The organism is Enterocloster aldenensis, assembly GCF_003434055.1.
In the GTDB taxonomy this organism is placed as follows: domain Bacteria; phylum Bacillota; class Clostridia; order Lachnospirales; family Lachnospiraceae; genus Enterocloster; species Enterocloster aldenensis.
This window is the reverse complement of sequence record NZ_QVEX01000006.1, coordinates 229,419-246,090: the sequence shown is the minus strand read 5'-3', so window position 1 is coordinate 246,090 and position 16,672 is coordinate 229,419. Positions and strand designations below refer to the sequence as shown.

General features: G+C 48.6%; 16 protein-coding genes, 3 tRNA genes and 1 pseudogene. 13 read left to right on the top strand and 7 right to left on the bottom strand.

Going from position 1 to position 16,672, the window contains the following annotated elements:
* Positions 1-10 precede the first annotated feature (10 nt).
* The 9 genes from DWX59_RS14650 to DWX59_RS14610 all read left to right on the top strand — a co-directional run bounded on the left by DWX59_RS14650 (position 11) and on the right by DWX59_RS14610 (position 8,927).
* The gene (locus tag DWX59_RS14650) at positions 11-1,336 is read left to right on the top strand and encodes a 6-phospho-alpha-glucosidase (RefSeq protein ID WP_117559951.1); all 1,326 of its coding nucleotides are present in this window, start codon (positions 11-13) and stop codon (positions 1,334-1,336) included.
* The gene (locus DWX59_RS14645; protein ID WP_117559950.1) at positions 1,336-1,839 is read left to right on the top strand and encodes a PTS sugar transporter subunit IIA; all 504 of its coding nucleotides are present in this window, start codon (positions 1,336-1,338) and stop codon (positions 1,837-1,839) included. Before DWX59_RS14650 ends, DWX59_RS14645 begins: the two co-directional genes overlap by 1 nt.
* Before the next feature lie 10 nt (positions 1,840-1,849).
* Positions 1,850-3,322 (top strand): serine hydrolase domain-containing protein, encoded by a 1,473-nt coding sequence (locus DWX59_RS14640; RefSeq protein ID WP_117559949.1) that lies wholly within the window; start codon positions 1,850-1,852, stop codon positions 3,320-3,322.
* A gap of 171 nt (positions 3,323-3,493) precedes the next feature.
* Positions 3,494-5,866, top strand: a complete 2,373-nt coding sequence (locus DWX59_RS14635; RefSeq protein ID WP_117559948.1) for a heavy metal translocating P-type ATPase — start codon at positions 3,494-3,496, stop codon at positions 5,864-5,866.
* A 36-nt stretch (positions 5,867-5,902) separates the two neighbouring features.
* The gene (locus DWX59_RS14630) at positions 5,903-7,378 is read left to right on the top strand and encodes an MBOAT family O-acyltransferase (protein ID WP_117559947.1); all 1,476 of its coding nucleotides are present in this window, start codon (positions 5,903-5,905) and stop codon (positions 7,376-7,378) included.
* A 54-nt stretch (positions 7,379-7,432) separates the two neighbouring features.
* Positions 7,433-8,530: a hypothetical protein gene (locus DWX59_RS14625; RefSeq protein ID WP_117559946.1), complete on the top strand. Its 1,098-nt coding sequence runs from the start codon at positions 7,433-7,435 to the stop codon at positions 8,528-8,530.
* Positions 8,531-8,633: 103 nt separating this feature from the next.
* Positions 8,634-8,707 (top strand) — tRNA-Pro (locus DWX59_RS14620).
* Between the two features lie 9 nt (positions 8,708-8,716).
* A tRNA-Glu gene (locus tag DWX59_RS14615) sits at positions 8,717-8,788 on the top strand.
* Between the two features lie 66 nt (positions 8,789-8,854).
* Positions 8,855-8,927: transfer RNA gene (locus DWX59_RS14610), tRNA-Thr, on the top strand.
* Between the two features lie 185 nt (positions 8,928-9,112).
* Here DWX59_RS14610 and DWX59_RS14605 read toward each other — a convergent pair.
* From DWX59_RS14605 to DWX59_RS14590, 5 genes and pseudogenes are all read right to left on the bottom strand, one after another.
* Positions 9,113-9,586 carry a flavodoxin domain-containing protein gene (locus DWX59_RS14605; protein ID WP_117559945.1) on the bottom strand — a complete coding sequence of 158 codons (474 nt, stop codon included), beginning with the start codon at positions 9,584-9,586 and terminating at the stop codon, positions 9,113-9,115.
* Positions 9,583-9,690, bottom strand: coding sequence for an FMN-binding protein (locus DWX59_RS14600; RefSeq protein WP_353626698.1), 108 nt, complete (start codon positions 9,688-9,690; stop codon positions 9,583-9,585). The genes DWX59_RS14605 and DWX59_RS14600 overlap by 4 nt, the downstream gene beginning before the upstream one ends.
* Positions 9,691-9,735: 45 nt before the next feature.
* Entirely contained in the window at positions 9,736-10,155 is a 420-nt protein-coding gene (locus tag DWX59_RS14595; protein ID WP_227116760.1) for a hypothetical protein, read from the bottom strand.
* Positions 10,156-10,173: 18 nt separating this feature from the next.
* Positions 10,174-10,272: pseudogene (locus DWX59_RS29640) on the bottom strand (TetR/AcrR family transcriptional regulator); the annotation flags it as partial.
* Between the two features lie 156 nt (positions 10,273-10,428).
* Positions 10,429-11,004 carry a DUF6287 domain-containing protein gene (locus DWX59_RS14590; protein WP_117559943.1) on the bottom strand — a complete coding sequence of 192 codons (576 nt, stop codon included), beginning with the start codon at positions 11,002-11,004 and terminating at the stop codon, positions 10,429-10,431.
* A gap of 285 nt (positions 11,005-11,289) precedes the next feature.
* Between DWX59_RS14590 and DWX59_RS14585 the strand changes: the two genes are divergently transcribed.
* Together DWX59_RS14585 and DWX59_RS14580 are read left to right on the top strand one after the other, a co-directional pair.
* The gene (locus DWX59_RS14585) at positions 11,290-11,991 is read left to right on the top strand and encodes a helix-turn-helix domain-containing protein (RefSeq protein WP_117559942.1); all 702 of its coding nucleotides are present in this window, start codon (positions 11,290-11,292) and stop codon (positions 11,989-11,991) included.
* Complete coding sequence (locus DWX59_RS14580; RefSeq protein ID WP_117559941.1) at positions 11,988-12,269, top strand: DUF503 domain-containing protein; 282 nt, start codon at positions 11,988-11,990, stop codon at positions 12,267-12,269. Before DWX59_RS14585 ends, DWX59_RS14580 begins: the two co-directional genes overlap by 4 nt.
* 147 nt (positions 12,270-12,416) lie before the next feature.
* Here DWX59_RS14580 and DWX59_RS14575 read toward each other — a convergent pair whose 3' ends face one another.
* Positions 12,417-12,782, bottom strand: coding sequence for a DsrE family protein (locus DWX59_RS14575; protein WP_117559940.1), 366 nt, complete (start codon positions 12,780-12,782; stop codon positions 12,417-12,419).
* 21 nt (positions 12,783-12,803) lie between these two features.
* The gene (locus DWX59_RS14570; protein ID WP_117559939.1) at positions 12,804-13,112 is read right to left on the bottom strand and encodes a DUF3837 family protein; all 309 of its coding nucleotides are present in this window, start codon (positions 13,110-13,112) and stop codon (positions 12,804-12,806) included.
* 234 nt (positions 13,113-13,346) lie between these two features.
* Here DWX59_RS14570 and DWX59_RS14565 point away from each other — a divergent pair, with 234 nt between their 5' ends.
* Together DWX59_RS14565 and DWX59_RS14560 are read left to right on the top strand one after the other, a co-directional pair.
* The gene (locus tag DWX59_RS14565; protein ID WP_117559938.1) at positions 13,347-14,594 is read left to right on the top strand and encodes an AI-2E family transporter; all 1,248 of its coding nucleotides are present in this window, start codon (positions 13,347-13,349) and stop codon (positions 14,592-14,594) included.
* A 96-nt stretch (positions 14,595-14,690) separates the two neighbouring features.
* On the top strand, positions 14,691-16,658 hold the full coding sequence (locus tag DWX59_RS14560) for a fructose-1,6-bisphosphatase (RefSeq protein ID WP_117559937.1): 1,968 nt from the start codon (positions 14,691-14,693) through the stop codon (positions 16,656-16,658).
* Positions 16,659-16,672: the final 14 nt, after the last annotated feature.

Genomic DNA, 16,672 nt, shown 5'->3' with positions numbered 1-16,672 from the left:
AGAATGTAAAATGAAAAAGTATTCAGTAGTAATTGCAGGAGGCGGAAGCACTTACACACCTGAGATTGTATGCACCTTGCTTGCACATCTTGACAGGTTCCCTCTGAGGAAGATTAAACTGTATGATAATGATGAGGAGAGGCAGGACCGGCTGGCAGAGGCATGCAGGATCCTGGTCATGGAAAAGGACCCTGAAATTGAGTTCCTGGCAACCGTGGACCCAGAAGAGGCTTACACGGACATCGATTTCTGTCTGGCACACATCCGGGTAGGCAAACTGCCCATGCGTGAAAAAGATGAGAAGATTGCATTAAAGCATGGCTGCGTGGGACAGGAGACATGCGGTCCCGGCGGTATTACATATGGGATGCGCTCCATTGCCGGGGTGCTGGAAAACATTGATTATATGGAGAAATATTCCCCGGATGCCTGGATGCTCAACTACTCCAATCCGGCTGCCATTGTGGCTGAGGCCACCAGGCGGTTAAGGCCTGATTCAAAGGTCATCAATATCTGTGACATGCCCATTGGCCTGGAGGACAGTATTGCCAGCATTGCAGGACTTAATGACCGCAAGGAAATGGATGTACGTTATTTTGGGCTGAATCACTTTGGATGGTGGTGTGATATCAGGGACAAGGCAGGCAATGACCTGCTGCCAAAGGTCAGGGATTATATGCTGGAAATGGGATTTGTGTCTCCGGCCATGACATCCAACCAGCAGGAACACAGCTGGAAGGATACTTACTACAAGGCAAAGGATGTGCTGAGCGTGGACCCCACCATGATTCCCAACAGCTATTTCAAGTATTATCTGTTCCCGGATTATGTGGTAGCGCACTCAGACCCCGGCCATACACGGGCCAATGAGGTCATGGAAGGAAGGGAGACAGAAGTTTTTACAGCCTGCAGGGAAATTGCAGAAAAAGGCACTGCAAAGGGCAGCTATCTGGAGGTGACGAATCATGCAACCTTTATCGTTGACCTGTGCATGGCCCTGGCGCTAAACACCCATGAGAGAATGCTGTTGATTGTTCCCAATAACGGTGCTATTGTTAACTTTGATGATGACGCCATGGTGGAAATACCATGCCTTGTTGGAAAGGATGGCTATGAGCCGTTATCCATCGGAAGGATACCCACGTTCCAAAAGGGGCTGATGGAACAGCAGGTGGCAGTGGAAAAGCTGGTAGTGGATGCATGGGAGGAAGGTTCTTACCATAAGATGTGGCAGGCATACACGCTGTCCAGATGCGTTCCCAGCGCCACGGTTGCCAAGGCGCTTCTGGATGATTACATAGAAGCCAACAAGGAATACTGGCCGGAACTGAAATAATGACAATGGACTGGGAGGTTGATAAGGTGTTGGGGATATTTAAGAAGAAAATCAGTGTCTGCGCTCCCTTTGACGGAAGGACCATGGATATGACCGAGGTCAGGGATCCTGTCTTTGCACAGCTTATGATGGGGGATGGATGCGCCCTCATACCGGCATCAGGAGACGTGCTTGCGCCTGTGTCAGGACGGGTGGAACTGGTTGCAGGGACAGGGCATGCCATATGCCTGAAGACGGAGGAAGGGCTTGAGCTGATGATCCATTATGGCATTGATACCGTAAAATTCGCAGGCAAGGGATTTGAGGTGAAGGCAGCCGTGGGACAGCAGGTCCGGGTTGGGGACCTGTTATGCCATGCGGACATGGATTTTTTCAAAAAACAGGGCGTTGACCTGACATCCCCGATACTGGTTCTGGACTCCAATCAATTTGCAGTTGTAAACAAACAGTTGGGAAAAGACGTGACAGCAGGGGAACCCATTTTCTCTGTTGTCAGAAAATAGGAGGGCTATAGTGCCAACATACGAATTAGGGCGTTCCACCTGTGAAAGGGAGGGCGTGGATTCACGGGGAATACTTGCCTTTATCCAGAAATTGAAAGACCGTGATATCCATTTACATACTTTTACAATGGCACGGCATGGGAAGCTGATTGCCCAGGTTAACGCGTTTCCTTATAAAAATACATGCAGGCATGTGGAGAATTCTGTTACAAAGACATTTACAAGCGTGGCAGTGGGCATCCTTTATGACAGAGGGCTGTTAAGCCTGGATGAATTGGTGTATCCTTATTTTTCCAATCCATCGTATGCAGACAATGGATTGGAAACCCTTACCATCCGGCATCTGCTGACCATGACCCTGGGACAGGACGGACCTGACATGTTTGCGGCAGGGGACGACAGCAGGGACTGGTGTGAAAGTATATTTGACAGACATATAACGGATCTGCCTGGAAGCCGTTTTTACTACAATTCCATGGCCTCCCATATGCTGTCGGCAATCGTGACAAAGATAACAGGCAAAAGCCAATGTGAATTTCTGAAAGAAAACTTTTTTGACCTGTGCGGGATTCAGGATTATGACTGGCTGGAAGATCCTTCTGGATATTCCATTGGCGGGGTTGGCCTTTATATGAAGGCAACGGATTTAATCAAGCTGGGGCAGCTGTTTTTAAACAGGGGCGTACTGAATGGACACCGGATCCTGTCAGAAGAATGGTGTGGCCTTGCCACCTCTAAGCAGATAGAAACCGCGCCCGGTTACCCGGCATATAAAACAGAAAGTACCCAGGGATATGGTTTCCAGATGTGGCGGTGTACGCACAACGGATACCGCGCTTCCGGATTATTCGGGCAGATATGCGTGGTGCTGCCGGATTGTGATACCACGTTTGTGATGAATTCATCCACATCAGGTTCACAGCCTCTTCTGGATACATTTTTTGAAACCGTTTATCCGTGTATCGGGAATGAGCCGCTAAAAGAGTGTCCTGAAAATGTGGAAAGAATCCGGGAACTGAGCCGTATGCTGGACGCGCAGCCAGTTACCGGCTGCGCCATGCCGGCGTACCAGGGTTCCATTAATGGCAGGAAAATACGTTTCCGGGATGCTGATAAATACGTACGTCTCACATTTCGTTCAGATGACTGCCGGTTTGAAATCGGAGAAGGGAACCGCACCTATTCCTGCTGCCTGGGGAATCAGGAATACAGGGCCGGGGCAACTGACCTGGACCAGTATCTGATGCGATACGGAAGCTACATGCAGACGGCAAGACAAAGGACCCATGTTCCGTCCGCCTATGGCTCCTACGCATGGCTGGGAGCTTCCCATTTGAGAATCCGGGTCCTGTTGGATGACCATACCTCATACAATGAATGGGATATTTATTTTGACAGCTATATGGCCAGGATGGATGAAAATTTTAAATATCTGATAGAAGGATACGATTACCATACGCAGAATATTCTGCTGATGCCATAAGTAAAGAAACGGAATAACAGGGGAAACCTGCTGGAAAGCCGGCTGATATGCGGCTTTTATCAGCAGGTTCCTTTTATTTATAAATTGATAAACCTTCCTCGTGCAGGGCATAATGATACAAAGGTGGGTTTAAAAATCCAAACACATCCTGGTACGAGAGGAGCAAAAGATATGAGGACGGAACAGTATCATATAGATGGCATGTCCTGCGCAGCCTGCAGCAGCGCGGTTGAACGTGTCACGAGAAAACTGGGCGGGGTGGAGGACAGCAATGTGAATCTGACCACCAACCGGATGGTGATTACCTATGATGAGGATCAGGTGACTTCCGGCATGATATGTGAGGCCGTGTCCAAGGCAGGATACGGCGCCAGCCTTTTGGAGGAGGAACAGGACAGGAAAAAGGAGGAAGAGGAATGGCAGCAGCAGGAGGAGCATCTGCAGTCCGCCAGAAACCGTGTAATCACGGCTGTCTGTTTTTCCATTCCGCTGCTCTACATTTCCATGGGACATATGCTTCCATTTACCCTGCCGCTGCCATCCTTTTTGGATATGGACAGGAATCCGCTGAACTTTGCTTTGGCGCAGCTGATCCTTACCGTGCCGATCCTGATCTGCGGTTACCGGTTTTATATGGTTGGGATCCGTTCCCTTCTGAAGGGAAACCCCAACATGGATTCCCTGGTGGCCATCGGTACGGGAAGCGCATTTATCTACAGCTTAGTGATGACCTTGGGAATCCCGGCCGACCATATGAAGGCGCATCAGCTGTACTATGAGTCAGCGGCCGTGGTGGTAACCCTGGTGATGCTTGGCAAGTACATGGAGAGCCGCAGCAAGGGAAAGACCTCAGAGGCCATCCGCAAGCTGATGGAACTTGCGCCCGACACAGCCCTTCTTTATGAAAATGGTGTTGAGCGGGAGGTGGAAACAGGGCTGGTGGAAGCGGGACAGCATATACTGATCAAGCCTGGCAGCAGGATTCCCCTGGACGGGATCCTGGTACAGGGAAGCAGCACCGTGGATGAATCCATGCTGACAGGCGAGAGCATTCCGGTGGAAAAACAGGCAGGGGACCGTGTGATTGGGGGCAGCATGAATTATAACGGCGCAATGGAGGTGGAGGTCACCCATGTGGGCAGCGACACCACACTGTCGAAAATCATCCGCATGATAGAGGATGCCCAGGGCAGGAAAGCCCCCATATCCAAATTGGCCGACACGGTTGCCGGGTATTTTGTGCCTGCTGTCATGGTCATTGCCCTGGCAGCCGCCCTGCTGTGGTGGACAGTGGGAGGAAGGGACCTGTCCTTTGTGCTTACCATATTCGTGGCTGTCCTCGTGATTGCCTGCCCCTGTGCGCTGGGGCTCGCCACACCCACCGCCATCATGGTGGGAACCGGGGTCGGGGCCGGTCACGGCATCCTGATTAAAAGCGGGGAGGCCCTGGAAATCTGCCATAAGGTGGACGCCGTCATCCTGGATAAGACAGGAACCATCACAGAGGGCCGGCCCAAGGTGACGGATATAAGCGTTATCAGCGATACGGTGGTGGAGCAGGTATGGAAACTGGAGGGCGCGTCCCTGCCGGGTGTCACGCCGGTCAATGAGGCAGAAGACGGAACCCCGAAAGACAGTACAAAGGCAGCAAAACCTTCTGATGCAGAGAAAAAAGACCACCTTCTTTTCCTTGCAGCGTCCTGTGAACAGATGTCGGAGCATCCCCTGGGTCAGGCCATTGTCCTGGCGGCCAGGGATAAGCAGATGGAACTGGTGATGCCGGATTCATTTGAGAGCGTGACAGGTGCAGGAATCATGACTTCCTGGAAAGGATGGAAGGTGTCAGTGGGCAACCGGCGGCTTCTGGAGCATCTGAATGTCCCTGTATCGGAAGAAACAAAAAAGCAGGCGGCAGAATATGCAGGGGTGGGCAAGACCCCGATGTATGTTGTGGCGGACGGCCGTCTGGCCGGGCTGATCTGCGTTGCGGACACCATCAAAGAGACAAGCGTGGAGGCGGTCGGGAAAATGAAAAACCTGGGTGTGCAGGTCTACATGGTAACAGGGGATAATGAGAAGACCGCACAGTATATCGGCCGTCTGGCCCATGTGGACAAGGTGGTGGCAGAAGTATTGCCGCAAGACAAGGCAGATGTGGTAAACCGGTTGCAGAAACAGGGAAAAACAGTTATGATGGTAGGTGACGGGATTAACGACGCGCCCGCCCTTGTCCAGGCAGATGTGGGCTGCGCCATTGGAAACGGCAGCGACATTGCCCTGGAATCCGGCGATGTGGTGCTGATGAAATCCGATCTGATGGATGTGTACCGTGCCATCCGGCTTAGCAAAGCTACCATACGCAACATTAAACAGAACCTGTTCTGGGCATTCTTCTATAACACGCTGGGGATTCCTGTGGCCGCAGGCGCCCTGTATCTGTTAGGGGGTCCGCTTTTAAGTCCCATGCTGGGAGGATTAGCCATGTCATTAAGTTCTGTATGTGTGGTTGGCAATGCGCTCAGGCTCAGGAATCTGACGCTCTGATCATAAAATCAACCAAAGAAAAAGGATACAAGGACCATGCAGTTTAATTCATATCTGTTTATAATGTTATTTCTTCCGTCCTGCCTTGCAGGGTATTTCGGATTGCATCACATGGGAAAGAAGGAGGGGGCCAGGATGTTCCTGGCCGCCATGTCCCTTCTGTTTTTTGCCTATGGCAATCCATGGTATCTCGTACTGCTGTTAGCCAGCACCGGGTTTAACTGGCGGATCTCACGGCTCCTTCTAGGGAGAAGCAGGGGAACCGGCCGAAAGGAGGATGGGGACGCTGCCAACGGCAGACAGGATGGGGGCCGGAAAGCCATCCTTATTCTTGGCATCTTAGCCAACCTGGGACTTCTTTTTTACTATAAATACTCCAACTTTTTCCTGGAAAACCTGAACCTGTTCCTGAAACAGGATTTATTGCTGACAAGGATTCTCCTGCCTGTGGGCATCAGCTTTTTTACATTCCAGCAGGTGGCATGGCTGGTGGATTCCTATAGAGGCGAAACCGGGGGATACGGTTTCCTGGATTACGCCATATTCACCGTGTATTTTCCCAAGATTGCCATGGGACCCATCCTTTTGCACAGGGAATTCATCCCGCAGCTAAAGGAAGAGGCGCGCCAGAGGATGGATTCGGTGAATATGTCCAAAGGACTCATGGTGTTTGCGGCAGGCCTTTTTAAGAAAGTGATACTGGCGGAGTTTTTTGCGGGCCCGGTGGCATGGGGATTTTCACAGGTGGGATCCTTAAGCTCTTCCGATGCATTTCTTGTGATGCTGGCTTATACCTTCCAGCTGTATTTTGATTTCAGCGGGTACTGTGACATGGCAGTGGGCATTTCGCGGATGCTTAACCTGGAACTTCCGCAGAATTTCAATTCCCCCTACAAGGCGCTGTCCCCAGTGGATTTTTGGAAGCGGTGGCATATGACATTAACCCGTTTCCTTCGCAATTACATATATTTTCCGCTGGGCGGCAGCAGAAAAGGGACTGTGCGCACCTATGTGAACGTGATGCTTGTATTCCTGGCCAGCGGCCTGTGGCATGGGGCCAACTGGACCTTTATCCTGTGGGGACTGATCCACGGGGCAGCGCAATGCCTTAACCGGATGTTTGACCGGCAGTGGAACCGGCTTCATACAGCGTTCCGGTGGATGGCCACCTTCCTGTTCGTGAACCTGAGCTGGGTCATATTCAGGGCCGACAGCATTTCCCAGGCAAAACAGTTTTTTAAGAGACTGGTGGGTTTTGAAAACATGCAGATAAATCCGGGGTTTGCAGACAGCTTTAAGATGGTGGAACTGCCCCAGGTGTTCCTGAACCACAGGCTCATGACCATATTCCTGATTTACGGCATTGCGCTCCATCTGGTGATGAATACCAGGAACATGGCCGAGGCAGGGCTTAAGCCCACCGTGCTCAGGGGCGCCGGGACAGCGGTGCTGCTTGTGTGGTCGGTCATATCACTGGCGGGGATTTCCACATTTATTTATTTCCAGTTTTAAGGATTTCCAAATTTAAGATTTTCTATTTCATTGACATTTACAGGAGACGCAGCATTGGATAAACAGACAGATAACAAGGATGGACAAAAGAAATACTGGGGAAGATGGCTGGGCTTTACACTGGGGCTTACCGCTTTGGGGCTGGCTGCCCTGGGAGGGCTTGTGGCAATAGTGGACCCATTTTTCCATTACCATCAACCACTGAAAGGGCTTGCATATACATTGGACAGCGAGCGTTACCAGAATGACGGCATCAGCCGGCATTTTACCTATGATGCGGTGCTGACAGGCACATCCATGTCAGAAAACTTCAAGGTATCCAGCTTTGACAGGCTGTTTGATGTGAAGGCCGTCAAGATTCCTTATGGAGGAGGATACTACAAGGAGGTGGATGAAGCGGTGCGCCGGGCCATTTCCTATAATCCGCGGATTAAGATGGTGTTCAGAAGCCTGGATAAAAGCTTTTTGATGTATGATAAGGATCAATGGAATCCCACAGCGCCGGCGCCGGACTATCTGCTGGATGGTAATCCGTGGAATGACGTGAATTACATATGGAACAAAGAAGTGATTTTTGGCAATGTGCGCAGCATATTAAACAGGACAAAGGCAGGGGCGGACATGACCACCTTTGATGAGTATATGCACTGGGCGCCTGACAAGGAGTGGGGCAGGCAGGCTGTGCTGCGGACCTTTGAACGCCCGGAAGGGAACATGGAGCCAATGCCTTTTACCATGGAAGACAGACAGATGGTTGAAGGCAATGTGGAACAGAATATACTGGCCGTTGCAAGGGCTAACCCGGATATTATATTTTATTGCTTTATCCCGCCCTACAGCATTGCGTACTGGGACAGCGAGCTTGTGGCAAAGGGGGATTTTGAGCGTCAGCTTTCAGCGCTCCGCCTGATGGCTGACATGCTTCTTACCTGTGACAACATCCGGCTGTTTGGGTTTGACGACCAGTTTGACATTATCTGCGACCTGGATAATTATATGGATGTCATCCATTATTCTGAGCAGGTGGGGGACCGGATATTGGAGTGGATGGCGGCAGGAGAGCACAGGCTGACCCGGGATAATGTGGACCAGTATTTTGAGACAATAAGGGATTTTTATGGGAGCTACGACTATGGCAGGATTTACGATTAAAGGGAATGTAAAATGCGGAAAAATAAAATTGTGAATTTTTTAAAAAACTTTGACAATTTATGGTTGACATTCTTCCATATTTGTATTATACTACCAGAGGTATCGAGGCGTGGCTCAGTTTGGTAGAGCGCTGCGTTCGGGACGCAGAGGCCGCGTGTTCGAATCACGTCGCCTCGATTTACCTGAGGCCTGATGGTCAAGCGGCTAAGACGACGCCCTCTCACGGCGTAAACCCGGGTTCGATTCCCGGTCAGGTCATGATGAAGAGGCTGTTGCGTGAGCGACAGTCTTGTTTCATCTAAGGGACAGTATGACTGTCAGGATGCCACTGTAGCGCAGTTGGTAGCGCAACGCATTCGTAATGCGTGGGTCGCCGGTTCGAGTCCGGCCAGTGGCTTTATTGAAAAGTAGGTATTTACAAGGAAAAGGGAAGATTAAGGTAAAGGGACCGTCCGATTATGGGCGGTTTTCTTATTTGGCACACCTTAGCCGCCCAAACTGCCATATACGCTTTTTCACAGGCCGTTACTTGTGGGGCTATGCAAAATATTCTACTATCCTATGTTATCAATGCTAATCAATTTATGAATTGACTAAAGTAGCTAATAAATCTATGTTTTGATAGAATATCCCGGTTTTCATTGGCTCCGTTTTAGTTACTAGAGCAGTCAATTTTCTATCTAAGAACCCCATTTTTTCTTGTCTCAATTCTCCGCCGAAATTCACAGTCTTTATAGCGTGTGCAAGTAATTTGGCAGGAAAATTATTTTCGAAAAAGTCATTCACTTGTTCTGGTGTTGTACAACACATGAATAAGGAGATATTTTTGGTAAGTAGTTCTTTCAAATTACGCTCACAAAACAGCCGTACTTCTTTTTGGATTTTTCCAACATAGATTGATCCACCAATAATAACCCAGTCGTATTGCTGAAAATCTATCGCACCTACATTCTTCAAGTTTACAAGTCTGCATTCGCCGTTTAGCTTACTTTTAAGTGCCTTTACACAATCTTCTGTGCAACCATACTTACTTGAATACATAATAATTGTTTTCATTCTTGTTCTCCTTGTCGCAAAGCATTTTCTATGGCTTTCCTGATAGTATCGCTACTATAAGTCGCAGAAGTAATCGCATCTGCTTCCAATGACTGTTGTTCAATAATATTGTCAACGGTAAAACCTTTTTCAATTTACTTTAGAGACGTTCATTGTAATATTCCTCCCAAAAGAATTTGCACAAAATCATCTACAAGTTGATTAAAATTATCAGTTAGATGTAGCTGATTTTCAATTGAGCTTATTGTAAATCCAAGTAATGCACTTATAATCATCCATGAAGTATTCGCAATATTGGGTTTAAAAACATTTTGCGCGATACCAACGGCAAAGATATTATCTAACATAGATATTCCTGGATTATTTGGTGTACTATTATCACTATCGTTTGCAAAGATAACATTTATACCGCTATACATAATTGCCTTTACCATTTCTGGCTCACCACAAAGTCCCATTATAAATGCATGCATAATTTCATGGATTTTTTTATCTATTGATAGTGCAGTATCTTCATTCAGTATAGCAACGATATCATTTAAGACGTTGCTATATAACTCATCAGACATATCGGTAATAATTCCTGCTTTATCCTTATAATAAGGATAAATTGTAGTCGGAGAATACTCAATTATGGTTGCTATTTTCCGTATAGATAATTTTTCATAGCCTTCTTGCTCAATGATTTGAATTGCGGCGTTTTGTTGTAGGTTGGCCCTTGTGTTTTCAGTTGTTTTATTATGCCCTTGTCAAGAACCTTTAAATGTTATGAAAGATAAACTGGCACTATAGATTCAATATATGTCACAGACGGATTTTCTGAAATGAACAGGATTCGTTTGCTATTCTTGCACAAAAACTGTTAGGGCTTGCATACCGCTATACAAGACAACAATGATATTTTTAGTGTTGTCAATTTGCACACCATTATTGGGCTCTAGATTATTTGCTGCTCCTTTTGGGTAAAATGTGATATTCCAGTAGATGACGTTAGTTGAATCAGCGTAAGCGTCAAGTGAATTTCCATCATTTACAAATGATAGAAGATGGGAACCCATACCGTCCGTAAGCGCATTTCCTTGAATAATCATAGCAGATTCATTAAAATCTATTTTGTACGTTGATACAGAGAGGGTAGAGGAAACCGTATCAGACCTACCCGTATGCCACTGCAGTCCTGTTCCGTCAAACGGGTTATCTGCATAAGCTATTTCCTTCCAAGTACCGAGTAAACTTGAATAATCCCCAACTTGGATTTGCGTGAGATTCATCTCTGTCATTTTGGTGTCTTGCGTTGTGTTGGGGGGCATCGTGCTTTTTGGTGAATCGCCGATACATCCTGTTTGAAATATTAATACAATGATTAATACAATGATACACATAAAAAGAATGAATTTATACTGTGAAAAAGATTTCATTTTTATACTCCTTTTTAAAGGAAATTGCAGGACATTGGCTTTGCAGGTTCCGCCTTGACTTCTCAGATCGGCTATGTCCCTATGCTCGTTCAGTATATAGTAGTATAACACATCAGCAGCTTCTGTGATTATTATATTGATTCCTCTTAAGTGTGTTTTAAGCTTTTACACAATAAAATCAGGGGTAAAATAATGGGAGTTTCGGTCCTGCAATGAATTGTTGCGTGACCATACCAGGCATTCTGTGGTATGTTTAATACATAAAACAGTGTGCCGGGAGGAATCATGATGAGCAGCATAGGGAAAAATATAAGGAACCTGAGAAAACAGAAAAAGATGTCCCAGGAACATCTGGCAGGGCTATTGCATGTTACAAGGCAGGCTGTATCCAATTGGGAGAACGGTAAAAGCCAGCCTGATATTGAAACACTGGAAGCCATTGCAGGCGCCTTTGACACGGATATCCTCATGGTTTTATATGGACGCCGCCAGGAAGAGGATATTGCTGAGGTAAAACAGGCGCAGAGGAAACAGTATATTCGGAAAGCCATTTTATGGGGAATCCTGACGTTGGCCGGGACCCTGATTTATGTCTTCACAAGGGAATGGACGGAGAGGATAGCCCAGCGCTATTATGACGCCCGGCCACGTTTCCTGTCCACGCTTATCCTGGGCCCGGTCTGTTTCTTTGCAGGCACAATCACGTTTATGAACATAATGGGCCTGTTGGGGGATATCAGGATAAAACAGGGATGGGTAAGAAGGACCGTATTGGGGATATCCATTGGACTTCTGGTTTTTTATATCATATCGGCAGCCAGTATCCTGGTACCGCTCCTGTTGCCGGAAGTACACATATTTGATAAACTGTTCATAGGACTGAATCATATTAGCCTGCTTTTGGTCTACCGGCTGGCAAAGGTGCCGCCTTTGTTCTTTGTTTCGGCCGCCGGTATATTTCTTGGTATGAAGGGGGATAGGAGATGACAATATTAGCGTTAAGAATCAGGCTTCATGCACCGTGGGTGCATTCGCTGAAAGAAAAGAGGGTGGTTGTGAAAAGCCTGCTTGCAAAACTGCGGAATAAATTTAATGTTTCGGCAGCCGAAGTGGATGAGCAGGACATACATCAGATCATCGTCATAGGATTGGCTGCTGTGGCTGCACACCAGGCACAGGCAGACAGCATCCAGGAAGAGATTGAAAGGTTTGTGGCACAGAATACGGAAGCAGGGATACTGGATGTTGAGAGGGAAATCTACTGATTGAGCAAGGTTCAGGCTGATTACTGGCAGGGCCGGCCCAAGAGCAGGAAACAGCCCCGAAGCCGGACTGACCCCGGAATCATCCACGGTGCAGATTCGGCTCTGGAATCAGCCTTAGAGCAGGCCCGGCCCCGGAATCATCCCACATCACGGCTTGATATACGCATATCCCTGGGCCTGCCGCGTCACCAGTTCCATGACGCCGGCAGGAACCGTCACGACAAAGGGATGTAAGTCATGCTCTGTGAGATGGTTGGCCCTCATGGCATTCCTGCATGCGGCAAAAGTCACGCCCTCCTGGTGCAGGGATGCCATCTTTGCAGCCAGGCTTTGGTCCGCTTCATCATCACGTCCCGGAAGGGCGGCAGCGTACTTCTGTACGGCCTCACCATTGGCCAGAACCTCCACGGTCATGTGCCCGGACCCTAATGCCCCAAGAAGGTTCTCCACGTTACCAAGGAGCATCTGCCACCTGGCATTCTCATCAATATGGAAGATTACTTTATATTCCATCCCAGTTACCTCCTGATTCTTTTATGCTTCATGTTCATATCCATATGTGACATATTCCATCATCTGGTCCGTTGTCTCATCGTTGCGGATGAAATTCATCAGGATACGGTATAATTTGCCGATGCGTTCATCCGCGGGCTCATCGCCGCCTATATCGGTATTTAACTGGGCCCGCATATCAAAGAGCGTGTCCTTCCTGGCAGGCATATCCAGTTTCATGGCTTTTGCAATGGTGCCGATGGCGCAGTATGCCTCCAGTGGGGAGGTTATGGGCGCAGGCGGCTCAAAACGTGCTTTGATGTCCAGGGCCATTTTTATAATGTAAGACATGTTCTACACCTCAATTCATTGGTATCCCTTATCATACCACAAAACCCCTTGTTTGTGTACATTTCCTTACCACTGTTTTTCAACGGATGTTAATATTGCGTGAAAATCCTCCTGGAATCCCATGGTTTGACAAAACCCAATTGCTGGAACCTTCTGCTTATGCTATACTAAATCTTGAGTCAGGTGTATGACCTGGCAGAATGACGGAATACTTTAAGCATAGGAGCAGAATACATGAAAAACCCGAGATTTAAAAACTATATGTACTGGGGGACAACGGCCCTGGCGGTGATTGCCCTCAGCGTGGCATTTGGATTTTTCCTTTCCAGGTTCGAACTGGTATCCGGAGCCCTTGGCAAGATTGCATCCATTTTAATGCCCATTATATATGGGGCGGTGCTGGCATATCTGATGCTGCCCATCTACAATAAAACCAGGTCATATACAAACCAGAAGCTGGGCAAGGCCGTAAAGGACCCGTCCATTGCGGACCGGATTGCCAAGGGCATCGCTACCCTGGTGAGCCTTATCGTGCTGGTTGTCATTGTGGCAGGCCTGTTCCGGATGATCATTCCGGAGATTTACAAAAGCATCCTCAGGCTGCAGGAGAGTATCGGCGAGTATATCAACAACCTAACCATGTGGATGAACAAGCTGTTTGAAGACAATCAGGATTTTGAACAGTTCGTCATGCCCTACTATGAGCAGGGCGTGGCTGAGTTCCAGAAATGGCTGACGGAAAAGCTGGTTCCCAACATGTCCATGATTATAGGACAGCTGTCCACCGGGCTTTTAAGTGTGGTTACCGTTGTGAAGAACATACTGATTGGCGTGATTGTCATGGTGTATTTCCTGAATATCAAGGATACCCTGTCGGCACAGTCCAAGAAGATTGTATACAGCGTCCTCAAACTCAAGGATGCCAACCGCCTTGTGAGCGAGGTGCGGTTTGCCCACGGTATATTTGGCGGGTTCATCACAGGAAAGCTGCTGGATTCCCTGATCATCGGAATCATGTGCTTTTTTGCCATGCAGTTCATGGGGATGCCTTATGTGCTCCTTATCAGCGTGATTATCGGCGTGACCAATGTCATTCCTTTTTTCGGACCCTTTATCGGAGCGGTTCCAAGCGCCTTCCTGATCCTGATGATAAGCCCCATGAAGTGCCTGTATTTTCTTATATTCATCCTGGTACTGCAGCAGTTTGACGGCAATATCCTGGGACCGAAGATCCTGGGGGATTCCACGGGACTTCCCAGTTTCTGGGTCCTGTTTTCCATCCTGCTCTTTGGAGGGCTTCTTGGCTTTGTGGGAATGATCATCGGCGTGCCTGCATTTGCGGTCATATACAGGCTGGTATCCGCTTATGTGAGCAATAACCTGAAAAAGAAGGATCTGTCCCCGCGGACAGAAGATTATATGGAGCTGGACCATATCAATGAGGAAGATAAGATATACATCGGCCGGGACGGGGCGGAGTGACGCAAGCTTTGCCTGTGCCGGGCGCGGAGTATTTTTAGGGCCTGCCCTCCTGTCATGAGGGGGCAGGCTTTTTTTAACAGGGAGGAGGAAAAACATATGAGCGACCTTGAAACAAGGTATCTGGAGCGGCTGTCCGAGCTGTATCCTACCATTGCGGCTGCATCCACGGAGGTGATCAACCTGGAGGCAATCCTGAACCTTCCAAAGGGGACGGAACACTTCCTTACAGATATCCATGGGGAGTATGAGGCATTTTCCCATGTGCTGAAGAATGGTTCCGGCGCAGTACGGCGCAAGGTCAACGATGTGTTCGGCAATACCTTAAGCAGCCAGGACAAGCAGACCCTTGCAACCCTTATCTATTATCCGAGGGAAAAGATGGACCAGATATTAAAGCAGGTACATAACAAGGAGGACTGGTACAAGATTACCCTGTACCGCCTGATTGAGGTGAGCAAGCGGGCGGCCAGCAAGTACACCCGCTCCAAAGTCCGCAAGGCCCTGCCGCCTGAATTTGCATATGTGATTGAAGAACTGATTACGGAAAAGGTGGACGTGAGGGACAAGGAATCCTATTACAGCGCCATTGTGGCCACCATCATACGGGTGGGGAGGGCAAAGGAATTCATCGTGGCCCTCAGTGAACTGATCCAGCGGCTGATTGTGGACCATCTCCATATCCTGGGGGATATTTACGACAGGGGACCGGGACCCCACATCATCATGGACAAGCTGATGTCCTACCATTCCCTGGACATCCAGTGGGGAAACCACGATGTGCTCTGGATGGGCGCGGCGGCAGGGCAGAAGGGGTGTATTGCCAATGTGATCCGTATCTGCGCAAGATACGGCAACCTGGATATCCTGGAGGAGGGGTATGGGATTAACCTGCTGCCTCTGGCCACATTTTCCCTGGACATGTACGGGGACGACCCCTGCACCTGTTTCGCGCTCAAAGGGACCAATACATGCAGTCCCAGCGAAACTGAACTGAACATCAAGATGCACAAGGCCATCTCCGTCATACAGTTTAAGGTGGAGGGGCAGCTGGCAAAGGAGCATCCCGAATTCCAATTGGAAAGCAGGAACCTGCTTCATCTGGTGGATTATGGGACTGGCAGCATCTGTCTGAATGGCACGGTATATGAGATGCTGGACAGCCATTTCCCCACCGTGGACCCGCAGGACCCTTACCGGCTGACGGCAGAAGAGGAGCTTATCATGGAACGTCTTGTCAATGCGTTCAGGAATTGTGAAAAGCTGCAGCAGCATATGCGCTTCCTGCTGGCCAAGGGAAATCTCTACAAGGTATATAACGGAAACCTTCTCTACCACGGCTGCATTCCTCTAAATGAGGACGGCAGCTTTAAAGAGGTGGAAATATATGGGAGAAAATGCAAAGGAAAGGCGCTTTATGAGTGCCTTGACAGCTATGTGCGCCAGGCCTTTGTGGCCATTGACGGCGAGGAAAGAAAAAAGGGCAGGGATATCTGCTGGTATATCTGGCTCCATGAGAACTCGCCTTTGTTTGGAAAGGACAAGATGGCTACCTTTGAGCGGTATTTCCTGGCAGACAAGGAGACCCACAGGGAAAAGAAGAATCCTTATTACAGCCTGCTGGAGGAGGAAGATACGGCTCGGAGGATCCTCAGGGAATTCGGCCTGTCCGAGGAGGAAGGACATATCATCAACGGGCATGTGCCGGTTAAGTCAAAAAATGGGGAAAATCCGGTCAAATGCAATGGCAGGGTCCTGGTCATTGACGGAGGATTCTCAAAGGCATATCAAAAAGAAACAGGGATTGCAGGCTATACGCTGATTTATAATTCCTATGGGCTGATCCTGGCTGCCCATGAACCCTTTGAGTCAACGGAGGCAGCCATTGAGAAGGAGAGCGACATCCATTCGGAGAGTATCATCATCAAGCGTGTCTCAAACCGGAAGCTTGTGGGCGACACGGATATCGGATGCCAGCTAAGGGCAAAAATCGTGGATCTGGAAATGCTTCTGGAGGCGTACCACACAGGACGGATCGTGGAAAAATTCCCTGTCCGCGGGATTTGATGGTCCCCCTATCA